Here is a 24,821-nt window from a genome sequence, read left to right as displayed (position 1 = left end):
GCCGCGTCTACTGCTTATCGGGATGCAGTGCCGAATAGCCGACCCTGACCGGCTTCACGCCTTCCATCACCAGCGCGTAGCTGACGTTCTCGAACGTGCGGAAGACCATCGCATGGGCGGCGTACTCGTCCGGCAGGGTGACCCGGCCGGCGCCGCTGGTCAGCGAATCGTCCATCCGCGACGAGTTCGGGTAATCCATGCGGTGGGCCACATGGCGGCCCTGGCGCCACAGCGAGAACACCGTGCCGTTGTCGACCCCGTTGGCACTACCGGCGGAGATCGCGATCACATCGCGCGGGCCGCCGGAGGTGAAGGTGTCGGCGATGGCCAGCACGCGCACGTCCAGATCGACGGCCTGCGGCGCGGGCACATGCGGCACGAACTGCAGGTCGTACGGGCGGGCCTCGACCGGAACCAGGCGGTCACCGGCGCGGACTTCACGGCCGTCCACCTGGCCCTGCAGCACCAGCGAGGTCACCTCGACACTGCCGCTCTGCACACGGCTCACCGTACCGACGTTGATCTGGGCCAGTTCGTAGCCCAGCGTCTGGTGCCGCTTGCTCGGCACGATGAACGTCTTCCAGAGGTTGCCGCTGCCGGGCGTGGTATCGCCGCGGGCATTGAGGTCTTCGGTCGGCTTGGGCAGGGCGTACTGCACCGTCGGGCGGACCACCGCGTAGCGCTGGCCGACCTGGGCATTCTCCAGGCCGCGCACATAGGCCGTCTGGCCGGTGGTCGCGCGCAGGCGGTTTTCTTCCAGATTGACCACGTAGGGCAGCGACTTGACCTCGTCCACCACGCTCAGCTGCTTCAGGAAGGGCTCCACCTGCTCCAGCGGGACGCCGTTGATCGGGGCCTCCTGGCGCGGGCCGGGCTGGGCCACGACGCGGTCCAGATAGGCCAGGCTGAGCACGTCACCCGGGTAGATCAGGTGCGGATTCTTGACCTGCGGGTTGGCCTGCCAGATCTCCGGCCACAGCCAGGGCTTCTGCAGGAAACGCGCCGAGATGTCCCACAGCGTGTCCCCTTTGCGCACGACATAGGTATCCGGGTGCCCGCCATTCATTTCCACGGCGGTAGCATAGGTAGCGACGGTCAGCATCGCTACGGCGACGACCGTACGAGTTCGTTCAAACATAGATGTGGTGCCTGATTCCCCAACAGGTTCGCGCACTATAGTCCAGAAACCGGGGCGCGGGGCAAGCGTTGGCGATAGAATCGCCCTGTACGCCGCTTCGACCGGCGCCCCCTACCGGTATTTGCCATGGCCCTCCTGCCCATTCTCGAATTTCCCGATCCGCGCCTGCGTACCAAGGCTGCGTTGATCGATGCTGCCGACGTGACCACGCCGGCGTTCCAGACCCTGATCGATGACATGTTCCACACCATGTACGACGCCCCGGGCATCGGCCTGGCCGCCAGCCAGGTGGACGTGCACAAGCGCTTCATGGTGATCGACGTCAGTGAAGAGAAGGACACCCCGATGGTGTTCATCAATCCTGAGATCGTCGCCAACGAAGGCGGCCAGGTCTATCAGGAAGGCTGCCTGTCGGTGCCGGGCATCTTTGCCGACGTCACCCGCGCCAACCAGATCACCGTGCGTTACCTGGATCGCCACGGCGTGGCCCAGGAACTGACCACCGACGGCGTGCTCGCTGTCTGCGTGCAGCACGAGATGGACCACCTGGACGGCAAGCTGTTCATTGATTACCTCTCGCCGCTCAAGCGCGAGATGGTGCGCAAGAAGCTGGCCAAGCAGCGCAAGCACGTTGCCTGAGGTGATTGCAGCGACCGCCGCGCGGGATGACCGCGCGACGTGTCCTGTCGCGCGGCGCCGCACATCGGCGCCGTTTTACGTTCTGTTAGTGGGGTCACCATGAAGATTGTCTTTGCCGGTACGCCGGCGTTCGCCGTGTCCTCGCTGCGTGCCGCAGCCCGTCACCATGAAGTGGTCGCGGTGTACACGCAGCCCGATCGTCCCGCTGGCCGTGGCCGTGGCCTGGCCCCCTCGCCGGTCAAGCTGGACGCGATCGCACGTGGCATCCCGGTGTTCCAGCCGGAGAGCCTCAAGACCCCCGAAGCCCAGCAGCAGCTGCGCGACCTGGCGCCGGACCTGATGGTGGTGGTGGCCTATGGGCTGATCCTGCCCAAGGCGGTGCTGACCATCCCGACCCATGGCTGCTGGAACGTGCACGCCTCGCTGCTGCCGCGGTGGCGCGGTGCCGCGCCGATCCAGCGTGCGATCCAGGCCGGCGATACCGAAACCGGTGTGTGCCTGATGCAGATGGACGCCGGGCTGGATACCGGCCCGGTGCTGCTCAAGCAGCACATCGCGATCGGCCCCAACGATACCGGCGGTCAGCTGCACGATCGTTTGGCCGCCCTGGGTGAGCAGGTGCTGTCCGATGGCCTGGGCCTGCTGCGGGCCGGCATCAAGCCGATCGCGCAGCCGCAGCCGGAGGCCGGCGTGACCTATGCGCACAAGCTGGACAAGGCCGAAGCCCGTCTGGACTGGGCGCAGGACGCCCACGTGCTGGCACGCACCGTACGCGCGTTCAATCCGTGGCCGATCGCCGAGGCGATGCTGGCCGGCGAACGCGTCCGCATCCATGGCGCGATCGCGCTGGAGGACAACCAGGGCAAGGCCCCGGGCACGCTGCTGGGCGCCTCGCGTGACGGCATCGACATCGCCTGCGGGCAGGGTGCGCTGCGCCTGCGCGTGCTGCAGCGTGAGGGCGGCAAGGCGATCACCGCCGCCGACTACCTCAATGCCCGTCGCGATCTCGGCGTGGGTGCCTGAGATGACCACCGCGCGTTCCGGCAAGCCTGCAGGCCCCTACACCGCCCATACCGCCCCCGGCGTGCCCACCCGCGTGCTGGCCGCGCGCGTGCTGGCCCAGGTGATCGGCCGCGGCCGTTCGCTCAAGGCCGAACTGGCCACCGCCTTGCCGACCCTGGACGACAGCCGCGACCGCGCGCTGCTGGAGGCGCTGTGCTTTGCCGTGCTGCGTCGCCGTGCCGCGTATGACGCTGCACTGGCGCAATGGATGCCGCGGCCGCTGAGCGTGCGCGAAGACGAACTGCGCGCGCTGCTGCTGGTCGGCTTCGCCCAGTTGGACGCACTGGAGCTGCCGGCGCACGCCGCGCTCTCGGCCACGGTCGACGCCGCGCGTGCGATGGGCCGTGATCGCCAGGCCGGCATGGTCAATGCACTGCTGCGCCGCGCCCAGCGCGAAGGCATTCCGCCGCTGCCTGCGCGCGATGCCTTCCCGCTGTGGATGGCCGAGAAGATCGAACAGGATTGGCCGGACGAGGCCGACGCGGTGTTCACCGCGAGCCTGCAGGCCGCGCCGCTGTGGCTGCGGGTCAACCGCCAGCACAGCAGTCGTGAGGCGATGCTGCAGCAGTTGGCGGCCGCCGGTATCGAGGCGGAGGCATCGAGCGTGGGTGCCGATGCGATCCGCCTGCCGGTGCCGGTCGCGGTCTCCGCGCTGCCCGGGTTCGCCGATGGCGCGCTGTCGGTGCAGGATCTGTCTGCCCAGCAGGTGGCCGATGCGCTGGCGCCGCGCCCGGGTTCGCGGGTGCTTGATGCCTGCGCCGCACCGGGCGGCAAGGCCGCCCATCTGCTGGAGCGCGATCCGACCCTGCAGCTGCTGGCGTTGGACATCGATGCGCGCCGGCTCAAGCGCATCAGCGAAACGTTCGCACGCACCGGCGTGGGCCAGAACGCGCAGGTGCTGGCGGGCGATGCGACCGATCCGGCCAGCTGGTGGGACGGGCAGCTGTTCGACACCATCCTGCTCGACGCCCCCTGTTCGGCCACCGGCATCATCCGCCGCCAGCCGGATGTGTTGGCGCATCGCCGCGCGACCGACATCGATGCACTCATCGCCCTGCAGGCGCGCCTGCTGGATGCGTGCTGGTCGATGCTCACCCCGGGCGGAACCCTGCTGTATGCGACATGCTCGATCCTGCGCGATGAAAACCAGTTCCAGGTCGAATCCTTCCTGCAGCGCACCCGGGATGCGGGCTTCCTGCCGCTGGGCGAGGCGTATGGCCACGACTCCTGGGCCGGGCGCCAGCGCCTGCCCGGTGAGGAAGGTGCTGACGGCTTCTTCTATGCGCGTCTGCTAAAGAAGGGTTGATCCGAACCCGGCTAGAATTCCGCCCCATGCTAAAAAACCGCGCATCCCGAGAGTTCTGGCTGCTTGCCCTGATGGCCCTGCTCGTTCTGGGGGCCGGCCTGGGCATGCGTGATCCGTGGCCGTCCGACGAGCCACGCTTTGCGCTGGTCGCCAAGCAGATGGTGGAGAGCGGCGACTGGCTGTTCCCGCATCGGGGCACCGAGCTGTATTCGGACAAGCCGCCGCTGCTGATGTGGTCGCAGGCCGCGCTGTACTCGCTGATCGGCGACTGGCGGGTGGCCTTCCTGCTGCCCTCGCTGCTGGCCGCGCTGGGCACCCTGGCCTGCGTCTATGACCTGGGCCGCCGCCTGTGGACACGGCGGGTCGGGCTGTACGCCGCCTGGGCGCTGCTGTTCGCGCTGCACTTCACTTTCCAGTCCAAGAAAGCCCAGATCGATCCGCTGGTGGTGTTCTTCATCACCCTGGCCAACTACGGCCTGCTGCGGCATCTGCTCAGTGGCCCTGCGTGGCGCTGGTGGTGGCTGGGCTGGTTCGCTGCCGGGCTGGGGGTGATCACCAAGGGCGTAGGCGTGATCGCGCTGCTGATGATCGTGCCGGCCGCCGTGGCCTCTGTGCTGGGCTGGCCGCGGGTCAAGCTGCATGTCCGCGACTGGCGGTTCTGGGCCGGGCCGCTGGCGTTCGCGCTGGCGATCGCCCTGTGGCTGGTGCCGATGGTGCTGACTGCGCTGGGCAGTGGGTCGGCCGAATATCGCGCCTACCTGGACGACATCCTGTTCCGGCAGACCGCCAAGCGCTACGCGCAATCCTGGGATCATCATCAGCCATGGTGGTATTTCCTGGGCACGATGCCGTCGATGTGGATCCCGGCCTTCCTGGCGATTCCCTGGGCGATCCCGGCCTGGCGCCGTCGCCTGCAGCGGCGTGATGCGCGCTACCTGCTGCCGCTGGTGTGGTGGTTGTTGATCGTGCTGTTCTTCTCGATCCCCAACGGCAAGCGTGACGTCTACATCCTGCCGGCGCTGCCGATGTTCTGCCTGGCGCTGGCACCGCTGCTGCCGGGGCTGCTGCGCAAGCGCGCCTTCCAGTGGCTGCTGGGCGGCTTCGTGGCGCTGCTGGCCGCCGGCCTGCTCGGCATCGGTATCTCGATGCTGGTCGGGCAGCCGGGGTTCGAGCGCAAACTGATCCTCGACCGCGGCATCGATACCGCCGTCACCTCCGGCCTGGGCTGGGTCGCGGTCGCGCTGGGCTGCTGGGCCGTGCTGACCCTGTGCATCGCCGGCGTACGCCGCTTCCATCTGGCGGTGGTGGCGACGCTGACCATGGCCTGGGTGGCGTTCGGGCTGATCGGCTACCCGCTGTTCAACGACTCCAGCTCGGCACGTGGCCTGATGCAGCAGGTCGGCCAGCGCATCGGCCCGAAGGCGGAACTCGGCTTGGTCGCGTGGAAGGAGCAGAACCTGCTGATGGCTGACCGTGAGGCCGCCACGTTCGGGTTCAACCGGCGCTGGGACCGGCAGCTCGCCGACGGGGTCGCCTGGCAGGCCGCCCAGCCCCAGCAGCGCTGGTTGCTGGTGCAGGAAGACGCGCTGCTGGCGTGCGTGGACCGCACCACTGCAGAGCTGGCCGGGGTCGCCAACCGCCGCCGTTGGTGGTTGGTAAGGCCCGGCGATATCCACGGTGCCTGCGTGGCCAGCGCCGAAGAACAAAAACGCGAACGCGCGCTGCACCGGATCGACGGCGATGAGTGAATTCTGCAATGCTGGCGGCCTGGTCGGGCAGGTGCGGCAGCTCCGTGGGCGCCGGTGGCGTCCAGTGCAATCACGGGCGTGCATGCCTGCGTGTGGCAATCGAGGTTGGCAATGACGTTCTCCGCTGCATCCGAGCCGACCACGCCCGTTTCCCTGCCGCCGCTGCAGGGGCGTGCCGGTGTGGCCCATTGGATCGCCACCGTGGGCCTGTTCTGCATGCCCGCGCTGGTGCTGACCCTGCCCCAGAACCTGCTGCCCTACGGCATCCTGTTGCTGCTGAGCACGCTGCTGGCGCCGGATTACCTGTGGCGCGCGCGGGGCCTGGCCGGGCGGCCGGTGAAGGCCCTCACCTGGCTGGTGGTGGCCGCGATTGCCTTTGCACTGCTCTCGATTTATCTGTTCGAGCAGGGCCTGCGCGACATCGACAACCGCTCACGGTTCGTGGTGATCCCCTGGATCGCCCTGTGGGTCTGTGCACTGCGGCCGGACATCCGCTGGCTGTGGGGCGGGGCGCTGGCCGGCCTGCTCGGTACCATGGTGCTGGCGATCCTGCAGGTGGCCGGCGGCGCGCCACGCGCTGATCTGAGCACCAACGCGATCGTACTGGCCGACATCGTGCTGGTGCTGATGGTGCTGCTGGTGTTCTGCCGGCCACACAAACGTTGGACCTGGGTGATCGTGGGCATGGTCGCCGGTTGCGTGACCATCGTGCTCAGCGGCAGCCGTGGCGTCTGGCTGGCGCTGCTGGCACTGCTGGTGGTGATGGCGATGAGCCTGCGCTGGCGTACCGGGCCTGCGCGGCTGGGTGTGCTGCTGGCCCTGGTGGCGATCGCCGGTACCTTGATCCTGACCATCCCGAGCCTGCGCGAGCAGGTCCGCCTGACCGAACTCAAGCACGACGTGGTGCGGATGGAGCGCGGAGACAGCGACTCCTCGGCCGGCGCGCGCGTGGAGCGATTGCAGGTGGCCTATGAGACCTTCCTCGATCATCCGCTGACCGGCGTGGGCATCGGCCATTTCGACAGCGCCATGCAGCGCCTGCCGGTGTGCCGGGATGATCCGGCCGAACAGCGCTGCCATCTGGGCCACGCGCACAATGACCTGGCCGAGTGGGCGGCGACGCAGGGCGTGCCGGGCCTGCTGTTGCTGCTGGCCATCTATGGTGTGCCGCTGTGGGTATTTACCGGCCTGCACCGGCGCAGCGGCGAACAGGCCTTCCGTGGCCCGGCCGCTGCCGGGATCATGGTGGTAGTGACCTATGTGCTGTGCGGGATCACCCAGTCGATGTTCGCGCACCAGATCACGGCCAGCTTCTACGTCACCATCGTCGGCCTGCTGGCCGGGCTGTCGATCGTCCAGGGCCATACCCGCCGGGTGGCGTTGGCACAGGCCAAAGCTCAGGCGCCTGGCTGATCCCGCGGCGGATCGGTCACCGGCTGCCCGTTCTGCAGCATCCACAACATGATGGTCTTCTGGCGCACGTAGTTGGCGCGCACATAGGCATAGACCAGGCCGTGCCAGCCATCGCGGAAGCCGCCGCGCAGCAGCAGCCCACGCCAGAACCGCCACGTCGGGGCCAGGATCAGCTTGGGCAGGGTGGCGCGCTTGCCCCGCGCGAACTCGTGCTCGGCCATCATCCGCGCGTAGCGCTGGGTCTTGAGCAGCTGCTGCTCCAGCGAACGGTAGGGGTAATGGATCAGGTCGCCGCGCAGGGTGCCCACCGCGCCATCGACGCTGGCCGCCTCATGGATCTCACGCTTGCCGCGCCAGCCGCCATGGCGGCGGTCGAACAGGCGCAGGACCCGGTCCGGGTAGGCGTTGCCATGCTTGAGGAACTTGCCGAAGTACTCGGAAAGCCGTGCGAACCGGTAGCCGTGGTGGCCGGCGAAACCGTTGGCCTGGGCGGACAGGATCGCCTCGCGCAGGGTCCCGCTGATGCGCTCGTCGGCGTCCAGGCACAGCACCCAGTCATGCGCGGCCTGCTCGACGCAGAACGCCTTCTGGCTGCGGAAGCCATCGAACGGGCGTTGCAGCACCCGCGCCCCGGCGGCTGTCGCGATCGCCACGGTGGCATCGGTGGACTGCGAGTCCACCACGACGATTTCGTCGCAGAAGGCCAGCGAGGCCAGACAGTCGCCGATGCGGTCGGCTTCATTGAACGCGATAATGCAGGCCGAAATGCGAGGCCGTTCAGTGGGAGCGGTCGAGGAGGACATGATGGCCGAGTACCTGCTGTTTGCGACGGAGCGTTATGCGCTGCCCATTCTCGCCCCTCTGGCGCAGGCGTTGCACGCATCCGGTCAATCGGTGTCGGCCTGGTTCGCCGATGGCGCCGCTGGCGCGTCGCTGCCCGGCGTGCCCAATGCAGGCCTGAAAGACGCGCTGGCACTACGTCCGCGCGCGGTGTTCAGCGCCGCCAACTGGGTGCCGCCGTTCATTGCCGGGGCCAAGGTGCAGGTCTTCCACGGCTTCAACGTGCAGAAGCGCGACAGTGCCCGCGGCCACTTCCGGGTGCGCGGCCTGTTCGATCTGTATTGCACCCAGGGCCCGGCCACGACTACTCCGTTCCGCGAGCTGGCCGCGCGCGAGGGCCACTTCGCCGTGGCCGAGACCGGCTGGCCCAAGCTCGATCCGCTGTTCCGCGATGACGGCGGCCTGAGCGCGGGATTGCGCGTGCCGGCACAGGGCCGCCCGGTGATCCTGTTCGGCTCGACCTTCACCGAGCGGCTGAGCGCCGCGCCGCATCTGTACGAGCAGATCGCGGCCGATATCGCCCGCGGCGAGCACTACTGGCTGCTGACCCTGCATCCCAAGTGCGCGCCGGCGCTGTTCGAGCGCTACCGCGCGCTGGCCGGCCCGCATGCGCGCTTCATCGAACCGGAACAGGTGATGGCCGCGCAGCGCGCGGCCGATGTGCTGGTCTCGGATACCTCCTCGATCGTCTCCGAGTTCATCGTGCAGCACAAACCGGTGGTGACCTTCCGCAACCGGGTTCCGCAGCCGCACATGATCGATTTCGACGATGCCACCCAACTGCCGGCGATGCTGGCCCAGGCGTTGGATCCCACCCCGGCGTTGATGGCCGAAATCCGTCGCTACGCCGATGCCATCCATCCGTTCCGCGATGGGTATTCCTCTGAGCGGGTGATCGCGGCGACCGAGGATTTCCTGTCCGGTGAGCTCGGCACGCTCAAGCGCAAACCGTTCGGTGCGTGGACGCGGGGCCTGCAGATCCGCAAGGAGCTCGGCTATTGGGGGCCGGCGAAGCGATAAGCCAGCGTTTGCGCCATCAGGTAGATCCACGCCATGCGTGGACGCATTTCACCAGGTAGATCCACGCCAGGCGTGGTTGCGCCCCTACCAGCGCAGGCGACGCTTCGCCAACGCACGGCCCAACCGCTCGTACACCGCACGCGCCTCCGCTTCCGGCAGGTACTGCAGCACCAGCGGCGTGCCCATGCCTGCGCCGGCGGTATCCAGCCACACGCTGGCCGTGCCCAGCCGGCGGTCCAGCGGCGAACGGGTCAGGCGCAGTGCCTGCAGCTTGTCCAGCTCGGCAAAGCGCCACCAGCGCTGCCACCAGCCGCCACGCACCGCGATGTAGTCGTCATCCAGGTGATAGCCGATGCGGGCCATCTGCCGGTGCGCGCGGAACGCCGACCACGGCAGCCATAGCAACACCAGCGCCCCCCACGGCCCGCCGTACCAGATCGCCGCCGCCGTCAGCAGCGGAACGAGGCACAGTGCGCCCAGGCACAGCCGCCACCAGCCCCGCATCTGCACCGGCTGCCAGCGCGCCGGCGGCCACTGCAGGTGCGGCAGCAGATGCTGGACCAGCCCATCGCAGACGGCCGGCGTCGCCAGCGGCGCCAGCTCACGCAGGTCGCGGCGCTCGCCTTCGCCGGGGTTGCCGGCAGCAATATCGATACGCAGTTGCCGGCGCTGGAACCAGCGCTGCAGCGCGCTCTCGCGCAGCGTCCACGCCTGGATCCGGCGCCGCGCCACGCTGGTGCGCATGCGGGTCAGAAGCCCACTGGCCACGGTCAGCCGGCGCTCGTGCTCGCTGAGCCGGAAGCCGTAATAACGCAGCAGCGCGAGCACCACCGACAATACCCGCGGCATGACCCAGAAGCCCGCCACGGCGAGCGCCGCGGCAATCGCCCACAGCCACATCCCGGGGTGCAGGTGGCTGGCATAACCAAAGGCCTGGCGGCCGCCGGCTTCGATGACATCGGAGACGCTGCCACGCGGGAACAACTGCACCATCGCGCCCAGCACTGCCAACACCACCACCCAGCCGCGGTTGGAGAGCAGGCCGATACGGACCACCTCGCCCGGGCTCAGGGCGAGCAGCACATCCTCGGTTGGTTCGGCCGCAGCGGCGTCGCCCTCGGCCGTGGCCGGCACTGCCTGGCCACGCTGGCGTACCAGACGCTCCAGTGCGAGCGCCTGGTCGAGTTTGAGCACCCGCATTTCCGCTTCGGGGCGATGGCCACCGGCCGATTCCAGCTTCAGTTCGGCGACGCCGAACAGGCGGTGCAGCGGGTTCTGGTGGACCACCACGTTGTGGATGCGGGCGAAGGGAATCTCGCGGCGATTACGCGCGAAAACACCACTGCGCACCGTGATCGCGCTCGTGCCGATCTGGTAGCGATAGGTGAGGTACTGCAGCACCGAATACGCGACCAGCACGACCACGGCGATCACCGGGCCGAGTGACAGCCACAGCTCATCGCGGTCGCCGCGCTGGCCGAACACCACCAGTGCGATCAGCGGTACCAAACCCTGGCGCAACTGCATCAGCAGCACGAACAGCCACGACCAGGGATGCAGCCGCTGCTCCGGCGCGGCATCAAGCGGCGGCGGGGTACTCACAGCGCGTCGTCGTCCTGGTCCAGCTGGTGCGCCAGGGTGTCGCGCAGGCGCTCGGCATCGGCGCTGTCCAGCCCACTGAGCGTGACCGCACTGAAGCGGCTGCCGGCGGTATGCACGACCAGCGTGCTCAACCCGGCGCTCCGTTCGATCGGCCCACGGCGCAGATCCAGGTGCTGCACGCGCGAGGTGGGGACACGGGTTTCGTTCTGCCAGAGCAGGTCGCGGCGCAAGCCCAGGCCTTGGGCATCCAGCCGCCAATAGGTGCGGCGCTGGCGGCGGAACGCGAGAGCCGCACCGATCAGCGCGCCGAGCGCGACCATGCCGGCCGCGCCCCACCAGCGGCCCGGCAGATCAAAGACCACCCAGAGCGTGCCGAACACGCCGCCGATCATCAGTGCGCCAGCGACCGCACCACCGAACGCGGCCAGCGAGGCCGAACGCAGCGGCATCGCCTGCCAGTCGGGGGCAGGCGGCAACGGCGGCAGGGGCGGCGGCACGGGAGTGTCGAGAAGATCGGACAAGGCAGGGCGCTCGGCTGGGGAACGGGCCGGGCGCATGCGTACAGGTGCAACCGCCCGTGGCGCAGACGGTAGCAGGTTGCCGTGGGCTATTGCGCGGCCTGGATCAGTGCGTCGACATCGAGCAGATGGCCGGCGCGTTCGGCCTTGGTGCGCAGGTACTGTTCGTTCTCGGCGGTGATGTCGCCGGTGACCGGTATGCAGTCCACCACGTCGATGCCGGCATTGCGCAGGCGCTGGGCCTTGGTGGGATTGTTGCTGAGCAGCTGCACGCGGCTCACGCCCAGGCCCTGCAGCATCGCCACGGCACTGCCGTAGCGGCGCTCATCGGCACCGAAGCCGAGCTGGGCATCGGCGTCGATCGTGTCCAGGCCATCGTGCTGGTAGCCGTAGGCGCGCATCTTCGCGGCGATGCCGGTGCCGCGGCCTTCCTGGTCCAGGTACAGCAGCACGCCGCCGCCGAGCTCTTTGAGCTTGCGCAGGCCGCGCCGCAGCTGGTCGCCGCAGTCGCACTTGAGTGAACCGAACAGATCGCCGGTCAGGCAGGAGGAATGCACGCGAACCGGCACCACGGCGGACAGATCCGGGGTGCCCACGATGATCGCGACCTGGTCACGCTGGGCCACGCCACCGCGGAACACCGCGAATTCGGTCATGCCGACCTCGCGCAGCGGCACCGGCGAGCGGGCCACCAGCTCATACGCATGCGCGGCCTGTTCGGCGCCCTGGCTGAGATCGCACAGCGAGACCTGCGCGCAGTCGTCGAAGCGGCGGTCATCGGCGGCCAACAGCACGCCGACCATCGCCGGCAACAGCAGGCCGAGGCGGGCGATTTCCACCGCGCCGTCGTCCAGCGCTTCGCCACCGGTCCAGCCCGGGGGCATCGCACCGGGGTCGCGCAGGTAGCTGAGCGAGGGCAGGGCATCGAAATCGATGCCGGCCAGCGGCACGCGCGCGCCACGGTCGGCACTCACCCCGAGCACGCGGGCGCGGGTGGCGGTGAGGAACAGGTAGTGCCGGTCTTCCGCGGCCGCGGCAAAGGCGCTGAAGCTCGTGCGGGTGCTGCTGTCCAGCGCGATGAAGGCTAGGCGCTGGCCGTGGCCATCGTCGATCACCACCGGGCGGCCGGCACGCAGTTCGGCCACCGCGCGCTCGCAGCGGATCGCGGCCGGATCGCCGAACAGGGAAGAAGCAGGGGACATGTCAGGGGCCGTGGGGGACATCGTGGTTTCCACAGTGGGGACGGATCGCGGCGATTCAATCGCACCAAGGGCGCGACGCTGCGTCGCAGTCAGTGCGGATGGTCCTCGGTGGCATAGGGGTCGTCCTCGCCGCTCTGCGGTGGGCGCAGCGTATAGCGCTTGTAGGTCCACTGATACTGCGCCGGATCGCGCCGGGCGATGCGTTCGATGCCGGCATTGAGGGCGGTGGCCGCGGTGCGCGGGTCCGGATCGGCCACGGCCGGCGGGGTGGCCTCGATGTGCAGGGCGAACGCCATGCCCGGGCCGATCCGCTCGCACCAGCCGTACAGCACGGTCGCGCCGGTGCGCTCGGCCAGTCGGTTGACCAGGGTCATGGTCAGCGCCTCCACCCCGAAGAATGGCGCGAACACCCCGTCGCCGGCCTTGGGCTGCTGGTCGGGCAGGATGCCGGTGGCACCGCCGTCCTTGAGTACCTTGAACAACTGGCGCACGGCCGGGCCTTCGGCGCGGACCTGCTGGACGTTGTCGCCGCCGCGGACCAGCTGCAGGAAGGCATCGCCCACTGCTTCATCCGGGGCCTTGTAGACGATCGCGATCGGCCCGCGCGAGGCCAGCCACTGGTTGAGCAGCTCCCAGTTGCCGTAATGCGGGGCCGCCACGATCACGCCCTTGCCGGCGGCCAGGGCTGCGTCGTACAGCGCCTCGCCGTGGCGCTCGGTCAACCGCGCAAGATTGCGATCGCGTGGCTGGGTCCACAGGCGCAGGGTCTCGATGGCCTGCAGCGCGGTCGAGCGCAGCACCTCGCGGTGGAGCACGGTGCGCTCGGCCTCGTCCATTTCGGGGTAGGCCAGTTCGAGGTTGCGGCGGGTGACGCGGCTCTCACGGGCATTGAGACGGATCCACAGCCAGGCCAGGCCGCTGGCGAAGGCACGCAACCAGGGCCAGGGCAGGCGGGTGAACAGGGCAGCGGCGCGGTAGGCCAGGCGGGCGGTGGTGTGCGGTTTCATCACCGCAAAGTCTAGCCGCTGGCGACCAGCCTGTCGGCGCGCGGGCACGTTAAGGTAGTCCGCCTTCAGCTAGCGGAGCCTTGTCCATGCTTGTTCTGATCCAGCGCGTCAGCGAAGCCAGCGTCCGTGTCGATGAGGCCGTTGTCGGTCAGATCGGCCCCGGCCTGCTGGCCCTGGTGGGCATGGAGCCAGGTGACACCGAGGCCCAGATCGCCCGGATGGCCGATCGCCTGCTTGGTTATCGTGTCTTTGCCGATGAGACCGGAAAAATGAACCGGTCGCTGCGTGATACCGGCGGCGGAGTGCTGCTGGTCAGCCAATTCACCCTGGCGGCCGACACATCCAGCGGGATGCGGCCGGGCTTCAGTACCGCCGCGCCGCCGGCGGAGGCTGAACGCGGATTCAACCGACTGGTCGAGATCTGCAGGCAAAAACACGCCCCGGGGGTGGAAACCGGCCAGTTTGGTGCCCATATGGTTGTCAGCCTGGTCAACGATGGTCCCGTGACCTTCCTGCTCAGACCCTAGCCCCGGGACCACCGCCCGGGAACGCGGGGCGCCGGGCTGGTATAATGCTAGGTTCTATTCCCTCTCCCAGCCGGTGGCGCGAGCACTACATGGCCAACGAACGTCCTGCCCAGCAAAACGACATCAAGCTTCTGATCAGCAAGGGCCTGGAACAGGGCTACCTGACCTACGCCGAAGTCAATGACCATCTGCCCGACGACATCGTCGACCCGGAGCAGATCGAAGATATCATCGGCATGATCAACGGCATGGGCATTGATGTCCATGAAGTTGCGCCCGATGCAGAAACCCTGTTGCTCAACGATGGCAACACCGGCAACCGCGAAGTCGATGACACCGCGGCCGAAGAAGCCGCTGCCGCGCTGAGCGCGCTCGACACCGAAGGTGGCCGCACCACCGACCCGGTGCGCATGTACATGCGCGAAATGGGTACCGTCGAGCTGCTGACCCGCGAAGGCGAAATCGCCATCGCCAAGCGCATCGAAGAAGGTCTGGGCCAGGTCCAGGCCGCACTCGGTACCTTCCCGGTATCGGTGGAATCGCTGCTGGCCGACTACGACGCGCACAAGGAAGGCAAGAAGCGCCTGGCCGAAGTGATCGTCGGCTTCAACGACCTGGTCGAAGAAGTCCCGGCCCCGGCCGTGGCCGAAGACACCAGCGACGACGCTGACGATGACGCCGATGAAGAAGATGACGGTGACGACGTCGAGGAAGAGGCCGGCCCGACCGGTCCGGATCCGGAAGAAGTCGCACGCCGCATGCAGGCCCTGAGCGATGCGTATACCGCGTTCAAGAAGGCCGCTGCCAAGGGCGACCGCAAGCCGCTGGCCAAGCTGCGCGACGACATGGCCGCCGTCTTCGTGACCCTGAAGCTGCCGTTGCCGCTGACCGATGTGCTGGTCAAGCAGCTGCGCGACGTCATGGCCTCGATCAAGTCCCACGAACGCCGCGTGCTGAACCTGGCGACCGTGACCGCGCGCATGCCGCGCAAGGACTTCATCCGCTCGTGGGAAGGCAACCAGACCAACCTGGAGTGGGTGGAAGACGCACTGAAGCGCAAGCAGAAGTGGTCCTCGGCCCTGCGTGACGTGAAGGATCAGATCATCGCCGAACAGCAGGCGACGATCGACATCGAGAAGACCACCTGGCTGGAACTGGACGAGCTGAAGGAAATCAGCCGCGCCATGGCCTACGGCGAAGCGCGTGCACGCAAGGCCAAGAAGGAAATGGTCGAAGCCAACCTGCGCCTGGTCATCTCGATCGCCAAGAAGTACACCAACCGCGGCCTGCAGTTCCTCGACCTCATCCAGGAAGGCAACATCGGCCTGATGAAGGCCGTGGACAAGTTCGAATACCGCCGTGGTTACAAGTTCTCCACGTATGCGACCTGGTGGATCCGCCAGGCCATCACCCGTTCGATCGCCGATCAGGCGCGCACCATCCGTATCCCGGTGCACATGATCGAAACGATCAACAAGTTGAACCGCATTTCCCGTCAGATGCTCCAGCAGTATGGCCGCGAGGCTACGCCGGAGGAGCTGGCCAAGGAAATGGACATGCCGGAAGACAAGATCCGCAAGGTGATGAAGATCGCCAAGGAGCCGATCTCGATGGAAACCCCGATCGGCGACGACGAGGATTCCCATCTGGGCGACTTCATCGAGGACACCAACGTGGAGTCCCCGATCGAGAACACCACCAACATCAACTTGTCTGAAACCGTGCGCGACGTGCTGGCCGGCCTCACCCCGAGGGAAGCCAAGGTGCTGCGCATGCGCTTCGGCATCGACATGAACACCGACCACACCCTCGAGGAAGTGGGCAAGCAGTTCGACGTCACCCGCGAGCGTATCCGCCAGATCGAAGCGAAGGCGCTGCGCAAGCTGCGTCACCCGAGCCGGTCCGAGCAGCTGCGCAGCTTCCTGGATATCGATTGATCGATACCGGCGCATCGCGTTGAAACCCGACAGACCCCGCGCAAGCGGGGTTTGTTTTTTTGGGGCAGGTGGCGCCGCGTGGTGTACTCGAACTGGGCGGCGGCACAGCGAATGGAGCGGCTGTTCGGCGGGGTTGGGATCGCTAGGCTGATTTGGTGATTTCGTTGCGTGTTTCGTAACTTAATTGCGGATTTTTTCTCGGTGTTCTCCGGGGTGATGTTATTTCAATCAATGGCTTATAAGTTCAATGGGGTTGCGGTTCGCCGAAGATTGGCGTATAGATTCGTAACTTAACTCGTCCCGAAACTCAGGCCATGGCCCGTCCCCGTACCGTCCAGCTCCAGACGCTGTTCGACAACCTGCCTGCTGGCGAGGTCGTCTCAGCTGCCGATCTCGTCGATCGCCTGGGGGTTACCCGGACAACGTTGAGTCGTCTTGTCGCCGAGGCCGGGGACCGCCTGGTGCGACTTGGCCGCACCCGCGCCACGGCCTATGCCGTCCGCCAGCAGACCGCCGCGGGCAGCGAGTGGCCGCTGTTCCGGCTGGGGCCGGACGCCACCCTTGAAGAACTGGGCACGGTCGTGGCACTCACGGGCGAGACCTTCCACGTGGCGACCACCGCCGCACGCCCCAATCTGACCCGTTCGCCAGACGAGACCGTCGATGGCCACTTCCCGGGGCTGCCGTGGTACCTGGACGACCTGCGGCCACAGGGTTTTCTCGGGCGTACGTTCGCGCATCGTCGCGGGCGTGACCTGGGCGTCCCCGACGACCTCAATCGATGGCAATTGGGTGACACCCTCCAGGCGCTGGTACGTGCAGGCGGCACCGAGATCGGTGACCTCCTGCTGGGCGGCGATGCCGTGCAGATGGCGTTGCGCGCGCTTGATGCGCCTGGCGATCACGTCCTGGCGGGGCAGCGCGCACGTCGTTATCCCGAGCGCGCCGCAGCGGCACTGGAAGGCGAAGACGTCGGATCGTCGCCGGGTGGCGAGCAACCGAAGTTCACTGCCACGGTGGAGCATGAGGGAGGGCGCTATGCGGCGCTGGTGAAGTTCGCGCAGCCCACCGCAGGCGAGGCCGCCGAACGCTGGGCAGACCTGCTGGTCTGCGAGCACCTCGCCCTGCAGTGCCTGCGCGACGGGGGCGTGCCCGCAGCGGTGTCCGAGATACTCCAGACCGACACGCATACGTTCCTGGAGGTGCAGCGCTTCGACCGCACCGTCGACGTGCTGGGCCGGCGCGGCTTCGTCTCGCTGCTGGCGCTGTCCTCGGCCTTCGTCGGTGACGTGACCGTGGACTGGGGGACCGCCGCCGCCGCGCTGCTGACGCAGGGCTGGGTCGATCGCGACACGCAGGCCGCGATGGGAAGGCTGCACGCGTTCGGCCGGCTGATCGGCAACAGCGACATGCATCAGGGCAATCTGGGTTTCCACCTGGTCGATCGCGGCCCGCTGCCGTTGGCGCCCGCGTATGACATGTTGCCGATGTCACTGGCACCCTCGCGCACAGGGGTGCTGCGTGCGGCTACGCCGCTCGCCTCCATCGCGCCGGAGCGCAGCGGCCAGCTCGCGCACCTGCACTGGGCAGCGCCGCTGGCGGTGGACTACTGGCAGCGAGTGGCGGGTTCGGCGCTGCTGCGCTCGGGCGGGCTGCGTGAGCTGGCGGCGGAGAATGCGCGTCGGGTGCAGGCGATGGGGCGGCGTTTCGGCTGATGTGACACCCTGCAGTGGAAAGCGCCTGCGGGCCTCCACTACACTGTGCGGCCGCAAGGGCCTATAGCTCAACGGTTAGAGCAGAGGACTCATAATCCTTTGGTTGAAGGTTCGAATCCTTCTGGGCCCACCATCGAATCAGGCACTTAGGATCAACCGCAGTGCCCTCGGCGTCAAGCCAGCGCCGTCCGGTGACCGCTCGGTGACCGTTTAGGCTCTGCTGCCATCACAGTTGGCCGCCAGCTGCACCGCGTGCTCTGGGGTCCATAGAGGAGCGCGACGGCGTGCGTGGATCCACCGCTGAACATCGCTCTGATACCAGCGCGTACCGCCACCGACCTTGTGCTTGGGTGGGAACGTCCCCTTTTCCATCTCGCGGTAGATGTAGCTCTTCTTCATCCCGGTTTGGGCTTCAACCTGCTCAAGCTTCAGCAGGACTTCGGGAATCGTTTCAGCTGCGCTCATGACGAGTCTCCGTTTCTTCAGATGCGAATTTCGGCAGCAGCACGGCTTGGGACGCCGCGCGTGCGATGGTCACCTGGTTTGCGATCTGAATCAGGTCCAGGGTTGGGTCATTGAATAGGACCAGGCCGATCTGGGCCGTCAGCCTCTGGCTCGCTGTCTCCGCCAGCGGAGCCGGCGTGTCAATCGTGGCGATGGCGTAAGCGCGCCAAGCATCGCGAGCGGCCTGCAGCTGCGGTTCTCCCACGAACGTGAAAGTCAGCGACCATCCGCCGCCGGCGGACTGCTCCGCACTGGTGAGGGCGGTTTCAAGTGCTGCTGCAACCGCGATCGCAGTGCGCTGCTGGTTGGCCAGTGGAGATCGGCTCTCCGCGGCGATGTGCTCAATGTTCAAGGCAATTTCTCCTTCCTATGCATTTCGGTGGATCTGCGCGTGCTGCTGCGACTGCTCAAGCATCCCCATGCAGCAGCATCGATGGGTTGATATTCCAGCCGGCCTCGCGCGCAGCGCGCAGGCGCAGATCGTTGGCGTCGAGTTCATCCAGCTGCAGCAGGGTAATCACCCCCTCGACCTGTCGTGGAAGCAGAGGCCGGCTGCGGCCGAAAACGCGCCATACGTTGAGTACCTTGCAGTCCCATGCAGGCGCGAGGCAGGCCAACTGCTTTCCGTGCTCGCGGCAGTACCGGCGGATCATGTCGCGCACTGTGACGTGCGCGGGGGCGGCGCCGCGCAAGGCGGCGCGTACAGATGCAGCTTTGGGGCCTGGACTCATGCGATTTCTCCAAGTGCCAGGCCGGGCTGCACCGAGCGAATGCGAGCCTCGGCGATCGCGGCGTATGCGGGATCAAGCTCAATGCCGATGAACTGGAAGCCGTCCATGAGCGCGGCCCGGCCGGTACTTCCGCTGCCGGCGAAGGGATCCAGCACCAGCCCGCCGCGCGGGGTGACTAGGCGGCACAGGTAGCGCATGAGCTCAGTCGGTTTCACGGTGGGGTGGTGGTTGCCGTTGCGGGCCGGCCAGTTGGCCTGCTCGCAATCGCGCATCGTGGCGCCAGGGGCTACCGCCGGCGCCGGACCTGACTCCACCCCGTCGTTACGATCCTCACGGGTGGCCTTGGCGCAGTAGAAGAACCGCGCAGCGCTGCCGGCATCTGCCCGCCGGGCACCTGGCCGCATCTTGAATCCAACGCTCCCGTGGTTGGCGCTCGATGCGCTGGCCTCGCCATTACGCAAGAGCGGCCCGCCTTCGTAGACCCGGGAAATGCGCGGGCTCGCTTCGTCTTCGCTCAGATCTGCCTTCTGTCCCGGTGCTGCAGGGAAGGCCGCGAGTACTTCCGCGCTTCCGTCGTGGATCAGGTTGGCCGGCCAGCGGCCCAAAGCCTCGGCCTTCGCCACATTGGCATTGCACCGCTCCGCGTGCGCGGCCTTAGCCTGCTCGTCCTGCATCCACGGTCGATGCCAGCCATCGGGCCCGACTTTCGGTGCACCCTTCTGGTCGCCGCCACCCAGCCCATCCTCGGTCGCGATCCGGCAACAGTCGATGTTGAGCCAAGCCGTACCGTATTCCTGCCAGTTCGCGGCAACAGTGCCGGCCAACGGCTTGCGCGCAACCGTGATGGGCTCGAGGGCCGGTTTGAGTGCAGTCCCGCCCCACGGGCCGTTGTGGGACTTCGGGAAGCCGGACCCGTAGACCCACGCGATCATGTCGCGGATCTCGAAGCCAGCGTCCTCGATACGGACGGCCATTCGGTGCTGGGTGCGGGTGCCGGCAAAAGCGAGAAGGTGGCCGCCGGGTTTCAGCACACGCAAGCACTCGGCCCAGATGTCAGTGGTGGGCACGTCGTAGTCCCAGCGCTTTCCCATGAAGGAGAGGCCGTAGGGTGGATCCGTCACGATCGCATCGACCGAGCCGGGGGCCATGCCGCGCATCACTTCCAGGCAGTCTCCGACGTGGATCATGCGGCCACCGCCATGTCGGCCGGGACGCGGTCCAGGTTGGCCTCGGCCAGTGCGCGCAGCGGCGGCGGGCTTACGCTGTTGCCGACCATGCGCACGGCCGCGCTGGTGGTGAGCGGGGTGCCGTTGGCCGTGCGATCGATGATGTACCCCACCGGGAAACCCTGCGCGCGGTAGAGCTCGTGAGGCTTCAGCATGCGCAGGCCGATATCGACGATGACGTAGGGGGTGCCCTTGATCACCACCGTGACCAGCGCCAGCCGGTCCTTCGTGGTGATGGTGTCGGCCGGGTCGGTCAGGCTCGGCACGTTGGCGCCGGTGCCGTAGTACTTCACCAGGAAGGCGGCCACGCGCAGTGCGCCTTCCTGATGCTCCGGCGACAGCTGGGCAAGGTCTGCGGTTACCAGCTGCTGCTGACTGCTGGTGGCGGTGATCGTGCTGACCGGGTTGCGTGCATCGCGCCCGCCGCCCTCGAAGAAACCACCGTTGGCCTGCTCGAGGAAGGCGGTAGCCACGCAGTGGTGTTCGGCCTGCGCGGCAACTGTGGAAAGCGGAGCGCGCGCGTCTGCGCCGACCATGTTCCTGCGCAGGGTGACCAGGCTGGCGGCAGCGATGCCCAGCGCGTGCGCCGCGCCTGCAGGCCGGACCGCGCCAGCACCCGATGTGATCGTGGGCACCGGATCGGTGACCGGCGTGCCGATGCTGTCACCCCGGAACTTCACGAGGTGCGGCGCCGCGATCGCGTGCTTGATGCCACCGGCCACAACCGTGCCCAGCGGCTGCTGCAGGTCCAATGCACGCGGCGCCTGGCCGGCGCGCTCGCCGTAGCCAGTCTGCACCAGCACCGGCGCCACCAGCGCGGTGTCCGCCTTCGCGGTCATGGTGTACAGGGGATCAGCGCCAGAGCGGGGCTCCGACTGGCCGGCCCGGCCGCCAACGCCGGCGAGGATCGGGGTGACCACAGAGAAGTGGCCGCCTTTCACCCCGGCGCAGACCGTGCGCAGCGGCTCCCCCGCATCCATGGTCCGCTGGGTACTGGCGTTGGCATGCTCGGTTATGAAAGGTGCCAGTTCCGGCATCGCCAGCATCAGTTCGCCGCGGTTGGCGGCGGTGATGGTACGCAGCGGCTCGTGCACGCCATGGACGCGGTCGGCGCCCTGGTGGGTCACCGGCACAATGAACGGGTCCGCTGACTGGATGACGTGGCGCATGGTGCCCTTGGCGATGCGGCGCATGGTGGCGTCGGCCAGCGGCCGCTTGCGCCCGAAGATGGACGGGCAGGGGATGCTGAAGTCCAGGCAGTCGGCGGCGGATACGCGCGGCTTCTGGCCCGGCGCGGTGCCGTGGCTTGCCGCCGGCCACACGATCGGCTCGCCGTCGCGGCGGCCGAGCAGGAACAGGCGTTCCCGGCTGGTGCCGGCGCCGTAGTCGCTCGCGACCAGCTTTCGCCATTCGACCGCGTAGCCCAGCGCACGCAGCGCGGCGACGAACTGCCGCCAGGTCCGGCCGGTGCGGCTCTTGTCCGGCACCAGCTGCTGATGCTCGACCGGCACGCGCTCGCCGCGCGCTGCAACGGTGCCGTCCATCTTCAGGACGCGCCCGGTGGACTTGCAGCGCTTCGCGATCAGCGGGCCCCAGGTCAGGATCTGCCACACGTTCTCCATGGAGAAGATGCGCGGGGCGGTGTTGGTGCCGTTGACCAAGTCGGCACGCAGTAGCATGCCGATCCACTTCAGCACCACCCACGACAGGGCGCGCGTCTTCCGGCTACGCGGCTGGCCGCCCTTGGCCTGGCTGAAGTGCGTGCAGTCCGGGGAGGCGTGGAACCAGCCGATGGGCCGGCCGGCCACGTCAACGCGTGGGTCCGCATGCCAGATGTCCTCGCGGTGGTGGCTGGTGAGCGGGTGGTTCGCCGCGTGCATGCCGATCGCCAGCGCGTCGTGGTTGTAGGCGAGCGCCGGGTCTTGGCCCAGCGCCTGCTTCAGCGCTTCGCTGGCGCCGCCGCCGCCGGCAAAGAGGTCGACCACAATCTCACCGGGCCGCAGGCGGGAGCGCTGCGGCAGGGGGAAGTTGAAGGAGCGGGAGCCATCAGCCATGGGAGCAGTCCTTGTGTTCGGTATCGGGGCGCAGCCTGGTGCGCAGGTCACGCGGCGGCTTGACGGTGGCCAGGGTGGTGACCTTCGGGCAGTAGGGAGAACGCAGCCAGTCGATGAAAGACAGGTTGCTGTCGGTGCGCAGGTACTCCCTGTAGCGACGCTCGGCCGGTGTGAGCTTGGGCGGCGTGCCCACGGCGGCAATGCGGCCGGCGTCGGTCGCTCGGAACACATCACTGCCGCCCGAAAGCGCGTTGCCGCTGTGCCTGGTCATCAATCCAGCGGCGACGAGCGCCATGCAGAGCGCGTGGTCGCGGCCGCCCTCCCCAGTGACGAAGTGGTTGCGGTAGCTGGGGCTGCACCCGTCCTCGCCGACGCCCAGGGCGTGGCGCAGGATGCTCAGCTGGTCCGCCGGCACGCCGGCGGCAAGGCTCTGGTCGATATCAGCCATTGGTCGGCTCCCTTGCCTGGTCGAGTTCGCTGGCACCCATCCGCAGCAGCTTGTGGGCGATGGCGTAGGTCTCCGGCTCCAGGTCGTCTGCGTGCTCCGTCGCCTCGAAGAACATGACGGCGAATGCAGCGATCACGCGCGCGTCCGGGGAGGAATCGGCGCTGTTGAGGATGCGCATGGACTTCTCGCGGTTGAGTTCGATCTCAGGCATTCGCCACCCCCGGCGCTGCATCGCGCTGGCTGTCGATCAAATCGAAATCAACGCTGCTGCCATCCGACTTAACCCGGATCCAGAAGTTCGGGAGACTCACGGCCGCCTGAATTTCGATCTCTTCGCCGTCCTGCAGGTCGTCAATCAACTCTTCGACCGAGACGCCGAATCGCTCACCGTCAACGGCGAGCCAGAACATATCCGCCTGCCCCAGGTCGATGCCCTGCGCGGGCTGGATATACCTCCAGCGAATCGGCTTTGCGGCCATGTCGAAGGCGCAGCCATTCCAGAAGTACCAACCGCCAGCAATGGGCGGATGGTCTTCAATGCAGTGCCCGCCCGCCATGTAGTGACCCGCCAGGCACTTGCCGCGCACGCCGGCTCGCAACTCAACTTCAATCAGGACTTCAGTTCCGTCCTTGGGTGCGGTATCCATCGCGGCCCACCCCCCCTGCTGCTTGGCCAGCTCTGCGGGCTGCAGGTCCGGTGCCGCGTTGTTCTTGTCGGTCGTCATGGCTGGCTTCCCTTCTCGTGGTCTCTGATGCGGTCGATGAGGTAGGTGGTTTCGTTGCGCCACTTGGCGCGTTCGAGCGGGCTGAGGAACTTGGTCAGGTACTGGAGCTTTTCGAGCGGCTCGATCAGCCAGGTGATGCGGAAGGGCATAGATGAGCGGTGGTCGCGGAGCGGGGCGTGCGGCCGGCAGTCGGGCCCTGCGAGCCACTCGGCTTCGTCGCAGTCCAGGCACCTGCCGTCACCGTTGCTTCCGGGCGGCCACCGGTGCTCCTGCCTTCCGACCGGCGGGTGCAGGTAGAGCGCGCGAATGATCAGATTGCGGCGCCGCGGGTTGGCCACGTCCTCGAGCTCGGCCTCTTCCCAGGGCTCTCTGCTGCCGCGCCGCCGGCATTCGTAGCGGACCGGCCTCTGCGAGCCATACAGCTGCTCCATGAAGACCCTTGCCCATGCAGCGGCGATCTCAGCCGGCACCGGCTCGCCGGCGGCGCCAGCGCGGCGCATGGCGCGCACCGTAGAGGCGACGGTCGGCGTCTGCATGCTCAGGCACCCGCGCTGCTGATGCGGAAGGAAGCAGCTAGCACGTCGAAAAGCTGGCCCAGCTCGCCGGTCTGCAGGGCAAAGCGCGCATCCAGTTCCGCGCGCCGGCCGTCCTCGTCGGTATCGGCCAGCTTGTCCAGCGCGCCGTCCAGGAACTTCAGCTTCCGCAAAATCAGGTCATCGCCCAGCACGAAAGACAGGTTGTCCTGCAGGACCAAGGCAAGCTTGGTGACCTGCTTGCCCGCGTCCAGGTGACGGCCGATCTCATCGCTCAGCAGCTCCTGTTTCTGCAGGCGGGCTACGCTTCCTCCTTCGACGGGATCGCGCAGTTCGGCCTCTTCGCCCAGGCTCAGGCCTTCCGGCAGGGGCTCGCCAGCGATCCAGCCGGTCAGCACCGATCGTGGGGCGACTTCAGCGTTCAGTGGCATGGCAGGGAAGGAGCCCAGCAGAGCGCGGATATCGGAGATAACGCTCTCGCCGTTACCGCGGCTGCTGCTATCCACGAACGCGACCCCGCGTTTCATGTCCAAGAACACGTCGGTGCGGCCAGAGGAAACCAGGGCGCGAGGCATCAGCTCGTGCAGGAGGTCGTCTTTCATGCGCTTCCGCTCACGGCCGGCCGGCTTGCGCCCCTCGGTCTGCTCGAGTTTCTCGATCTTGGCCGCGAACAGGTTGTTGACCGCCGAGGCAGGCAGAATCTTCTTCTCGGTGCCGACGGTGAGCCACAGCCAGTCACCTATGCGGTGGGACAGGACGGCGGTTTCCTCCCGGCCGAACGGTGAAATGAACCCGCGTGAGGCCATTTCCAGTGGGCCAACCGGCTTCAGCTGCATCTGCGGCAGCAGCGCATCCACTTCGGAGAAATCGGTGGCGGTCGGAAAGCGGAACAGGATCAGGTTGCGAAGGAACATGTGATCTCCAGA

Annotated in this window: 25 protein-coding genes and 1 tRNA gene; 10 read left to right on the top strand and 16 right to left on the bottom strand. The window is 67.5% G+C overall.

All coding sequences use genetic code 11. The features are described 5' to 3' along the window. Positions 1-7: 7 nt before the first annotated feature. A complete protein-coding gene (locus QMX81_RS00530) occupies positions 8-1,138 on the bottom strand; it encodes a LysM peptidoglycan-binding domain-containing protein (protein WP_152151038.1) in 1,131 nt (376 codons plus the stop codon). A 126-nt stretch (positions 1,139-1,264) separates the two neighbouring features. Here QMX81_RS00530 and def point away from each other — a divergent pair, with 126 nt between their 5' ends. From def to QMX81_RS00505, 5 genes are all read left to right on the top strand, one after another. Further along, positions 1,265-1,777 carry a peptide deformylase gene (gene def, locus QMX81_RS00525; RefSeq protein ID WP_121040274.1) on the top strand — a complete coding sequence of 171 codons (513 nt, stop codon included), beginning with the start codon at positions 1,265-1,267 and terminating at the stop codon, positions 1,775-1,777. Positions 1,778-1,876: 99 nt separating this feature from the next. Then, on the top strand, positions 1,877-2,800 hold the full coding sequence (fmt, locus tag QMX81_RS00520) for a methionyl-tRNA formyltransferase (protein ID WP_121040272.1): 924 nt from the start codon (positions 1,877-1,879) through the stop codon (positions 2,798-2,800). Between the two features lies 1 nt (position 2,801). Then, positions 2,802-4,145 (top strand): 16S rRNA (cytosine(967)-C(5))-methyltransferase RsmB, encoded by a 1,344-nt coding sequence (gene rsmB / locus QMX81_RS00515; protein ID WP_121041282.1) that lies wholly within the window; start codon positions 2,802-2,804, stop codon positions 4,143-4,145. 26 nt (positions 4,146-4,171) lie between these two features. After that, positions 4,172-5,893 carry a glycosyltransferase family 39 protein gene (locus QMX81_RS00510; protein ID WP_121040270.1) on the top strand — a complete coding sequence of 574 codons (1,722 nt, stop codon included), beginning with the start codon at positions 4,172-4,174 and terminating at the stop codon, positions 5,891-5,893. 111 nt (positions 5,894-6,004) lie between these two features. Next, a complete protein-coding gene (locus QMX81_RS00505; RefSeq protein ID WP_121040268.1) occupies positions 6,005-7,306 on the top strand; it encodes an O-antigen ligase in 1,302 nt (433 codons plus the stop codon). Here QMX81_RS00505 and QMX81_RS00500 read toward each other — a convergent pair. Further along, positions 7,291-8,109 carry a glycosyltransferase family 2 protein gene (locus QMX81_RS00500; RefSeq protein WP_121040266.1) on the bottom strand — a complete coding sequence of 273 codons (819 nt, stop codon included), beginning with the start codon at positions 8,107-8,109 and terminating at the stop codon, positions 7,291-7,293. The two genes, QMX81_RS00505 and QMX81_RS00500, sit on opposite strands and share 16 nt — an antisense overlap. Between QMX81_RS00500 and QMX81_RS00495 the strand changes: the two genes are divergently transcribed. Beyond that, positions 8,108-9,166 (top strand): CDP-glycerol glycerophosphotransferase family protein, encoded by a 1,059-nt coding sequence (locus tag QMX81_RS00495; protein ID WP_121040264.1) that lies wholly within the window; start codon positions 8,108-8,110, stop codon positions 9,164-9,166. The genes QMX81_RS00500 and QMX81_RS00495 overlap by 2 nt on opposite strands. Before the next feature lie 84 nt (positions 9,167-9,250). Here QMX81_RS00495 and QMX81_RS00490 read toward each other — a convergent pair whose 3' ends face one another. The 4 genes from QMX81_RS00490 to QMX81_RS00475 all read right to left on the bottom strand — a co-directional run bounded on the left by QMX81_RS00490 (position 9,251) and on the right by QMX81_RS00475 (position 13,495). Further along, positions 9,251-10,768: a PH domain-containing protein gene (locus QMX81_RS00490; RefSeq protein WP_282257336.1), complete on the bottom strand. Its 1,518-nt coding sequence runs from the start codon at positions 10,766-10,768 to the stop codon at positions 9,251-9,253. After that, on the bottom strand, positions 10,765-11,217 hold the full coding sequence (locus QMX81_RS00485) for a PH domain-containing protein (RefSeq protein WP_121040260.1): 453 nt from the start codon (positions 11,215-11,217) through the stop codon (positions 10,765-10,767). Before QMX81_RS00485 ends, QMX81_RS00490 begins: the two co-directional genes overlap by 4 nt. Positions 11,218-11,375: 158 nt before the next feature. Beyond that, on the bottom strand, positions 11,376-12,509 hold the full coding sequence (gene ribA / locus QMX81_RS00480) for a GTP cyclohydrolase II RibA (protein ID WP_183073711.1): 1,134 nt from the start codon (positions 12,507-12,509) through the stop codon (positions 11,376-11,378). A gap of 68 nt (positions 12,510-12,577) precedes the next feature. Continuing rightward, on the bottom strand, positions 12,578-13,495 hold the full coding sequence (locus QMX81_RS00475) for a lauroyl acyltransferase (RefSeq protein WP_121040256.1): 918 nt from the start codon (positions 13,493-13,495) through the stop codon (positions 12,578-12,580). Positions 13,496-13,581: 86 nt separating this feature from the next. Between QMX81_RS00475 and dtd the strand changes: the two genes are divergently transcribed. From dtd to QMX81_RS00455, 4 genes are all read left to right on the top strand, one after another. Then, the gene (dtd, locus tag QMX81_RS00470; protein WP_121040254.1) at positions 13,582-14,022 is read left to right on the top strand and encodes a D-aminoacyl-tRNA deacylase; all 441 of its coding nucleotides are present in this window, start codon (positions 13,582-13,584) and stop codon (positions 14,020-14,022) included. Between the two features lie 89 nt (positions 14,023-14,111). Next, on the top strand, positions 14,112-15,959 hold the full coding sequence (gene rpoD, locus QMX81_RS00465; protein ID WP_121040252.1) for an RNA polymerase sigma factor RpoD: 1,848 nt from the start codon (positions 14,112-14,114) through the stop codon (positions 15,957-15,959). Between the two features lie 314 nt (positions 15,960-16,273). Further along, positions 16,274-17,674, top strand: coding sequence for a type II toxin-antitoxin system HipA family toxin YjjJ (gene yjjJ, locus QMX81_RS00460; RefSeq protein WP_121040250.1), 1,401 nt, complete (start codon positions 16,274-16,276; stop codon positions 17,672-17,674). A gap of 57 nt (positions 17,675-17,731) precedes the next feature. Beyond that, positions 17,732-17,807: transfer RNA gene (locus QMX81_RS00455), tRNA-Ile, on the top strand. A 77-nt stretch (positions 17,808-17,884) separates the two neighbouring features. Here the strand turns inward: QMX81_RS00455 and QMX81_RS00450 are convergent. From QMX81_RS00450 to QMX81_RS00405, 10 genes are read right to left on the bottom strand one after another with little or no spacing between them, the layout of a single operon-like run. Beyond that, entirely contained in the window at positions 17,885-18,139 is a 255-nt protein-coding gene (locus tag QMX81_RS00450; RefSeq protein WP_282257331.1) for an AlpA family phage regulatory protein, read from the bottom strand. After that, positions 18,126-18,530 carry a hypothetical protein gene (locus QMX81_RS00445; RefSeq protein ID WP_282257330.1) on the bottom strand — a complete coding sequence of 135 codons (405 nt, stop codon included), beginning with the start codon at positions 18,528-18,530 and terminating at the stop codon, positions 18,126-18,128. The genes QMX81_RS00450 and QMX81_RS00445 overlap by 14 nt, the downstream gene beginning before the upstream one ends. Positions 18,531-18,585: 55 nt before the next feature. Continuing rightward, positions 18,586-18,909 carry a hypothetical protein gene (locus QMX81_RS00440; RefSeq protein WP_282257328.1) on the bottom strand — a complete coding sequence of 108 codons (324 nt, stop codon included), beginning with the start codon at positions 18,907-18,909 and terminating at the stop codon, positions 18,586-18,588. Continuing rightward, the gene (locus QMX81_RS00435; protein ID WP_345782429.1) at positions 18,906-20,096 is read right to left on the bottom strand and encodes a site-specific DNA-methyltransferase; all 1,191 of its coding nucleotides are present in this window, start codon (positions 20,094-20,096) and stop codon (positions 18,906-18,908) included. The genes QMX81_RS00440 and QMX81_RS00435 overlap by 4 nt, the downstream gene beginning before the upstream one ends. Further along, positions 20,093-22,189, bottom strand: coding sequence for a DNA cytosine methyltransferase (locus QMX81_RS00430; RefSeq protein WP_282257325.1), 2,097 nt, complete (start codon positions 22,187-22,189; stop codon positions 20,093-20,095). The genes QMX81_RS00435 and QMX81_RS00430 overlap by 4 nt, the downstream gene beginning before the upstream one ends. After that, the gene (locus QMX81_RS00425) at positions 22,182-22,637 is read right to left on the bottom strand and encodes a hypothetical protein (protein ID WP_282257323.1); all 456 of its coding nucleotides are present in this window, start codon (positions 22,635-22,637) and stop codon (positions 22,182-22,184) included. Before QMX81_RS00425 ends, QMX81_RS00430 begins: the two co-directional genes overlap by 8 nt. Further along, positions 22,630-22,848, bottom strand: coding sequence for a hypothetical protein (locus tag QMX81_RS00420; RefSeq protein ID WP_282257320.1), 219 nt, complete (start codon positions 22,846-22,848; stop codon positions 22,630-22,632). The genes QMX81_RS00425 and QMX81_RS00420 overlap by 8 nt, the downstream gene beginning before the upstream one ends. After that, a complete protein-coding gene (locus QMX81_RS00415) occupies positions 22,841-23,362 on the bottom strand; it encodes a hypothetical protein (RefSeq protein ID WP_282257318.1) in 522 nt (173 codons plus the stop codon). Before QMX81_RS00415 ends, QMX81_RS00420 begins: the two co-directional genes overlap by 8 nt. Continuing rightward, complete coding sequence (locus QMX81_RS00410; protein ID WP_282257316.1) at positions 23,359-23,898, bottom strand: hypothetical protein; 540 nt, start codon at positions 23,896-23,898, stop codon at positions 23,359-23,361. Before QMX81_RS00410 ends, QMX81_RS00415 begins: the two co-directional genes overlap by 4 nt. A 2-nt stretch (positions 23,899-23,900) precedes the next feature. Next, entirely contained in the window at positions 23,901-24,809 is a 909-nt protein-coding gene (locus tag QMX81_RS00405; protein WP_282257315.1) for a recombination-associated protein RdgC, read from the bottom strand. Positions 24,810-24,821 lie beyond the last annotated feature (12 nt).

Source organism: Stenotrophomonas sp. PS02301 (assembly GCF_029959485.1).
In the GTDB taxonomy this organism is placed as follows: domain Bacteria; phylum Pseudomonadota; class Gammaproteobacteria; order Xanthomonadales; family Xanthomonadaceae; genus Stenotrophomonas; species Stenotrophomonas maltophilia_Z.
This window is presented reverse-complemented; position numbering and strand designations above follow the sequence as displayed.

Excerpts from the sequence above, each read along its gene's own strand:
- QMX81_RS00450 (WP_282257331.1), bottom strand. The coding sequence starts at position 18,139 with ATGAGCGCAGCTGAAACGATTCCCGAAGTCCTGCTGAAGCTTGAGCAG.
- fmt (WP_121040272.1), top strand. The coding sequence starts at position 1,877 with ATGAAGATTGTCTTTGCCGGTACGCCGGCGTTCGCCGTGTCCTCGCTG.
- QMX81_RS00430 (WP_282257325.1), bottom strand. The coding sequence starts at position 22,189 with ATGGCTGATGGCTCCCGCTCCTTCAACTTCCCCCTGCCGCAGCGCTCC.
- QMX81_RS00475 (WP_121040256.1), bottom strand. The coding sequence starts at position 13,495 with ATGAAACCGCACACCACCGCCCGCCTGGCCTACCGCGCCGCTGCCCTG.
- QMX81_RS00530 (WP_152151038.1), bottom strand. The coding sequence starts at position 1,138 with ATGTTTGAACGAACTCGTACGGTCGTCGCCGTAGCGATGCTGACCGTC.
- QMX81_RS00510 (WP_121040270.1), top strand. The coding sequence starts at position 4,172 with ATGCTAAAAAACCGCGCATCCCGAGAGTTCTGGCTGCTTGCCCTGATG.
- rsmB (WP_121041282.1), top strand. The coding sequence starts at position 2,802 with ATGACCACCGCGCGTTCCGGCAAGCCTGCAGGCCCCTACACCGCCCAT.
- QMX81_RS00495 (WP_121040264.1), top strand. The coding sequence starts at position 8,108 with ATGATGGCCGAGTACCTGCTGTTTGCGACGGAGCGTTATGCGCTGCCC.
- QMX81_RS00405 (WP_282257315.1), bottom strand. The coding sequence starts at position 24,809 with ATGTTCCTTCGCAACCTGATCCTGTTCCGCTTTCCGACCGCCACCGAT.
- QMX81_RS00420 (WP_282257320.1), bottom strand. The coding sequence starts at position 22,848 with ATGCCTGAGATCGAACTCAACCGCGAGAAGTCCATGCGCATCCTCAAC.
- ribA (WP_183073711.1), bottom strand. The coding sequence starts at position 12,509 with ATGTCCCCCACGGCCCCTGACATGTCCCCTGCTTCTTCCCTGTTCGGC.
- yjjJ (WP_121040250.1), top strand. The coding sequence starts at position 16,274 with ATGGCCCGTCCCCGTACCGTCCAGCTCCAGACGCTGTTCGACAACCTG.
- QMX81_RS00410 (WP_282257316.1), bottom strand. The coding sequence starts at position 23,898 with ATGCAGACGCCGACCGTCGCCTCTACGGTGCGCGCCATGCGCCGCGCT.
- dtd (WP_121040254.1), top strand. The coding sequence starts at position 13,582 with ATGCTTGTTCTGATCCAGCGCGTCAGCGAAGCCAGCGTCCGTGTCGAT.
- QMX81_RS00485 (WP_121040260.1), bottom strand. The coding sequence starts at position 11,217 with ATGCCGCTGCGTTCGGCCTCGCTGGCCGCGTTCGGTGGTGCGGTCGCT.
- QMX81_RS00435 (WP_345782429.1), bottom strand. The coding sequence starts at position 20,096 with ATGATCCACGTCGGAGACTGCCTGGAAGTGATGCGCGGCATGGCCCCC.
- QMX81_RS00505 (WP_121040268.1), top strand. The coding sequence starts at position 6,005 with ATGACGTTCTCCGCTGCATCCGAGCCGACCACGCCCGTTTCCCTGCCG.
- QMX81_RS00500 (WP_121040266.1), bottom strand. The coding sequence starts at position 8,109 with ATGTCCTCCTCGACCGCTCCCACTGAACGGCCTCGCATTTCGGCCTGC.
- QMX81_RS00415 (WP_282257318.1), bottom strand. The coding sequence starts at position 23,362 with ATGACGACCGACAAGAACAACGCGGCACCGGACCTGCAGCCCGCAGAG.
- def (WP_121040274.1), top strand. The coding sequence starts at position 1,265 with ATGGCCCTCCTGCCCATTCTCGAATTTCCCGATCCGCGCCTGCGTACC.
- QMX81_RS00425 (WP_282257323.1), bottom strand. The coding sequence starts at position 22,637 with ATGGCTGATATCGACCAGAGCCTTGCCGCCGGCGTGCCGGCGGACCAG.
- rpoD (WP_121040252.1), top strand. The coding sequence starts at position 14,112 with ATGGCCAACGAACGTCCTGCCCAGCAAAACGACATCAAGCTTCTGATC.
- QMX81_RS00440 (WP_282257328.1), bottom strand. The coding sequence starts at position 18,909 with ATGAGTCCAGGCCCCAAAGCTGCATCTGTACGCGCCGCCTTGCGCGGC.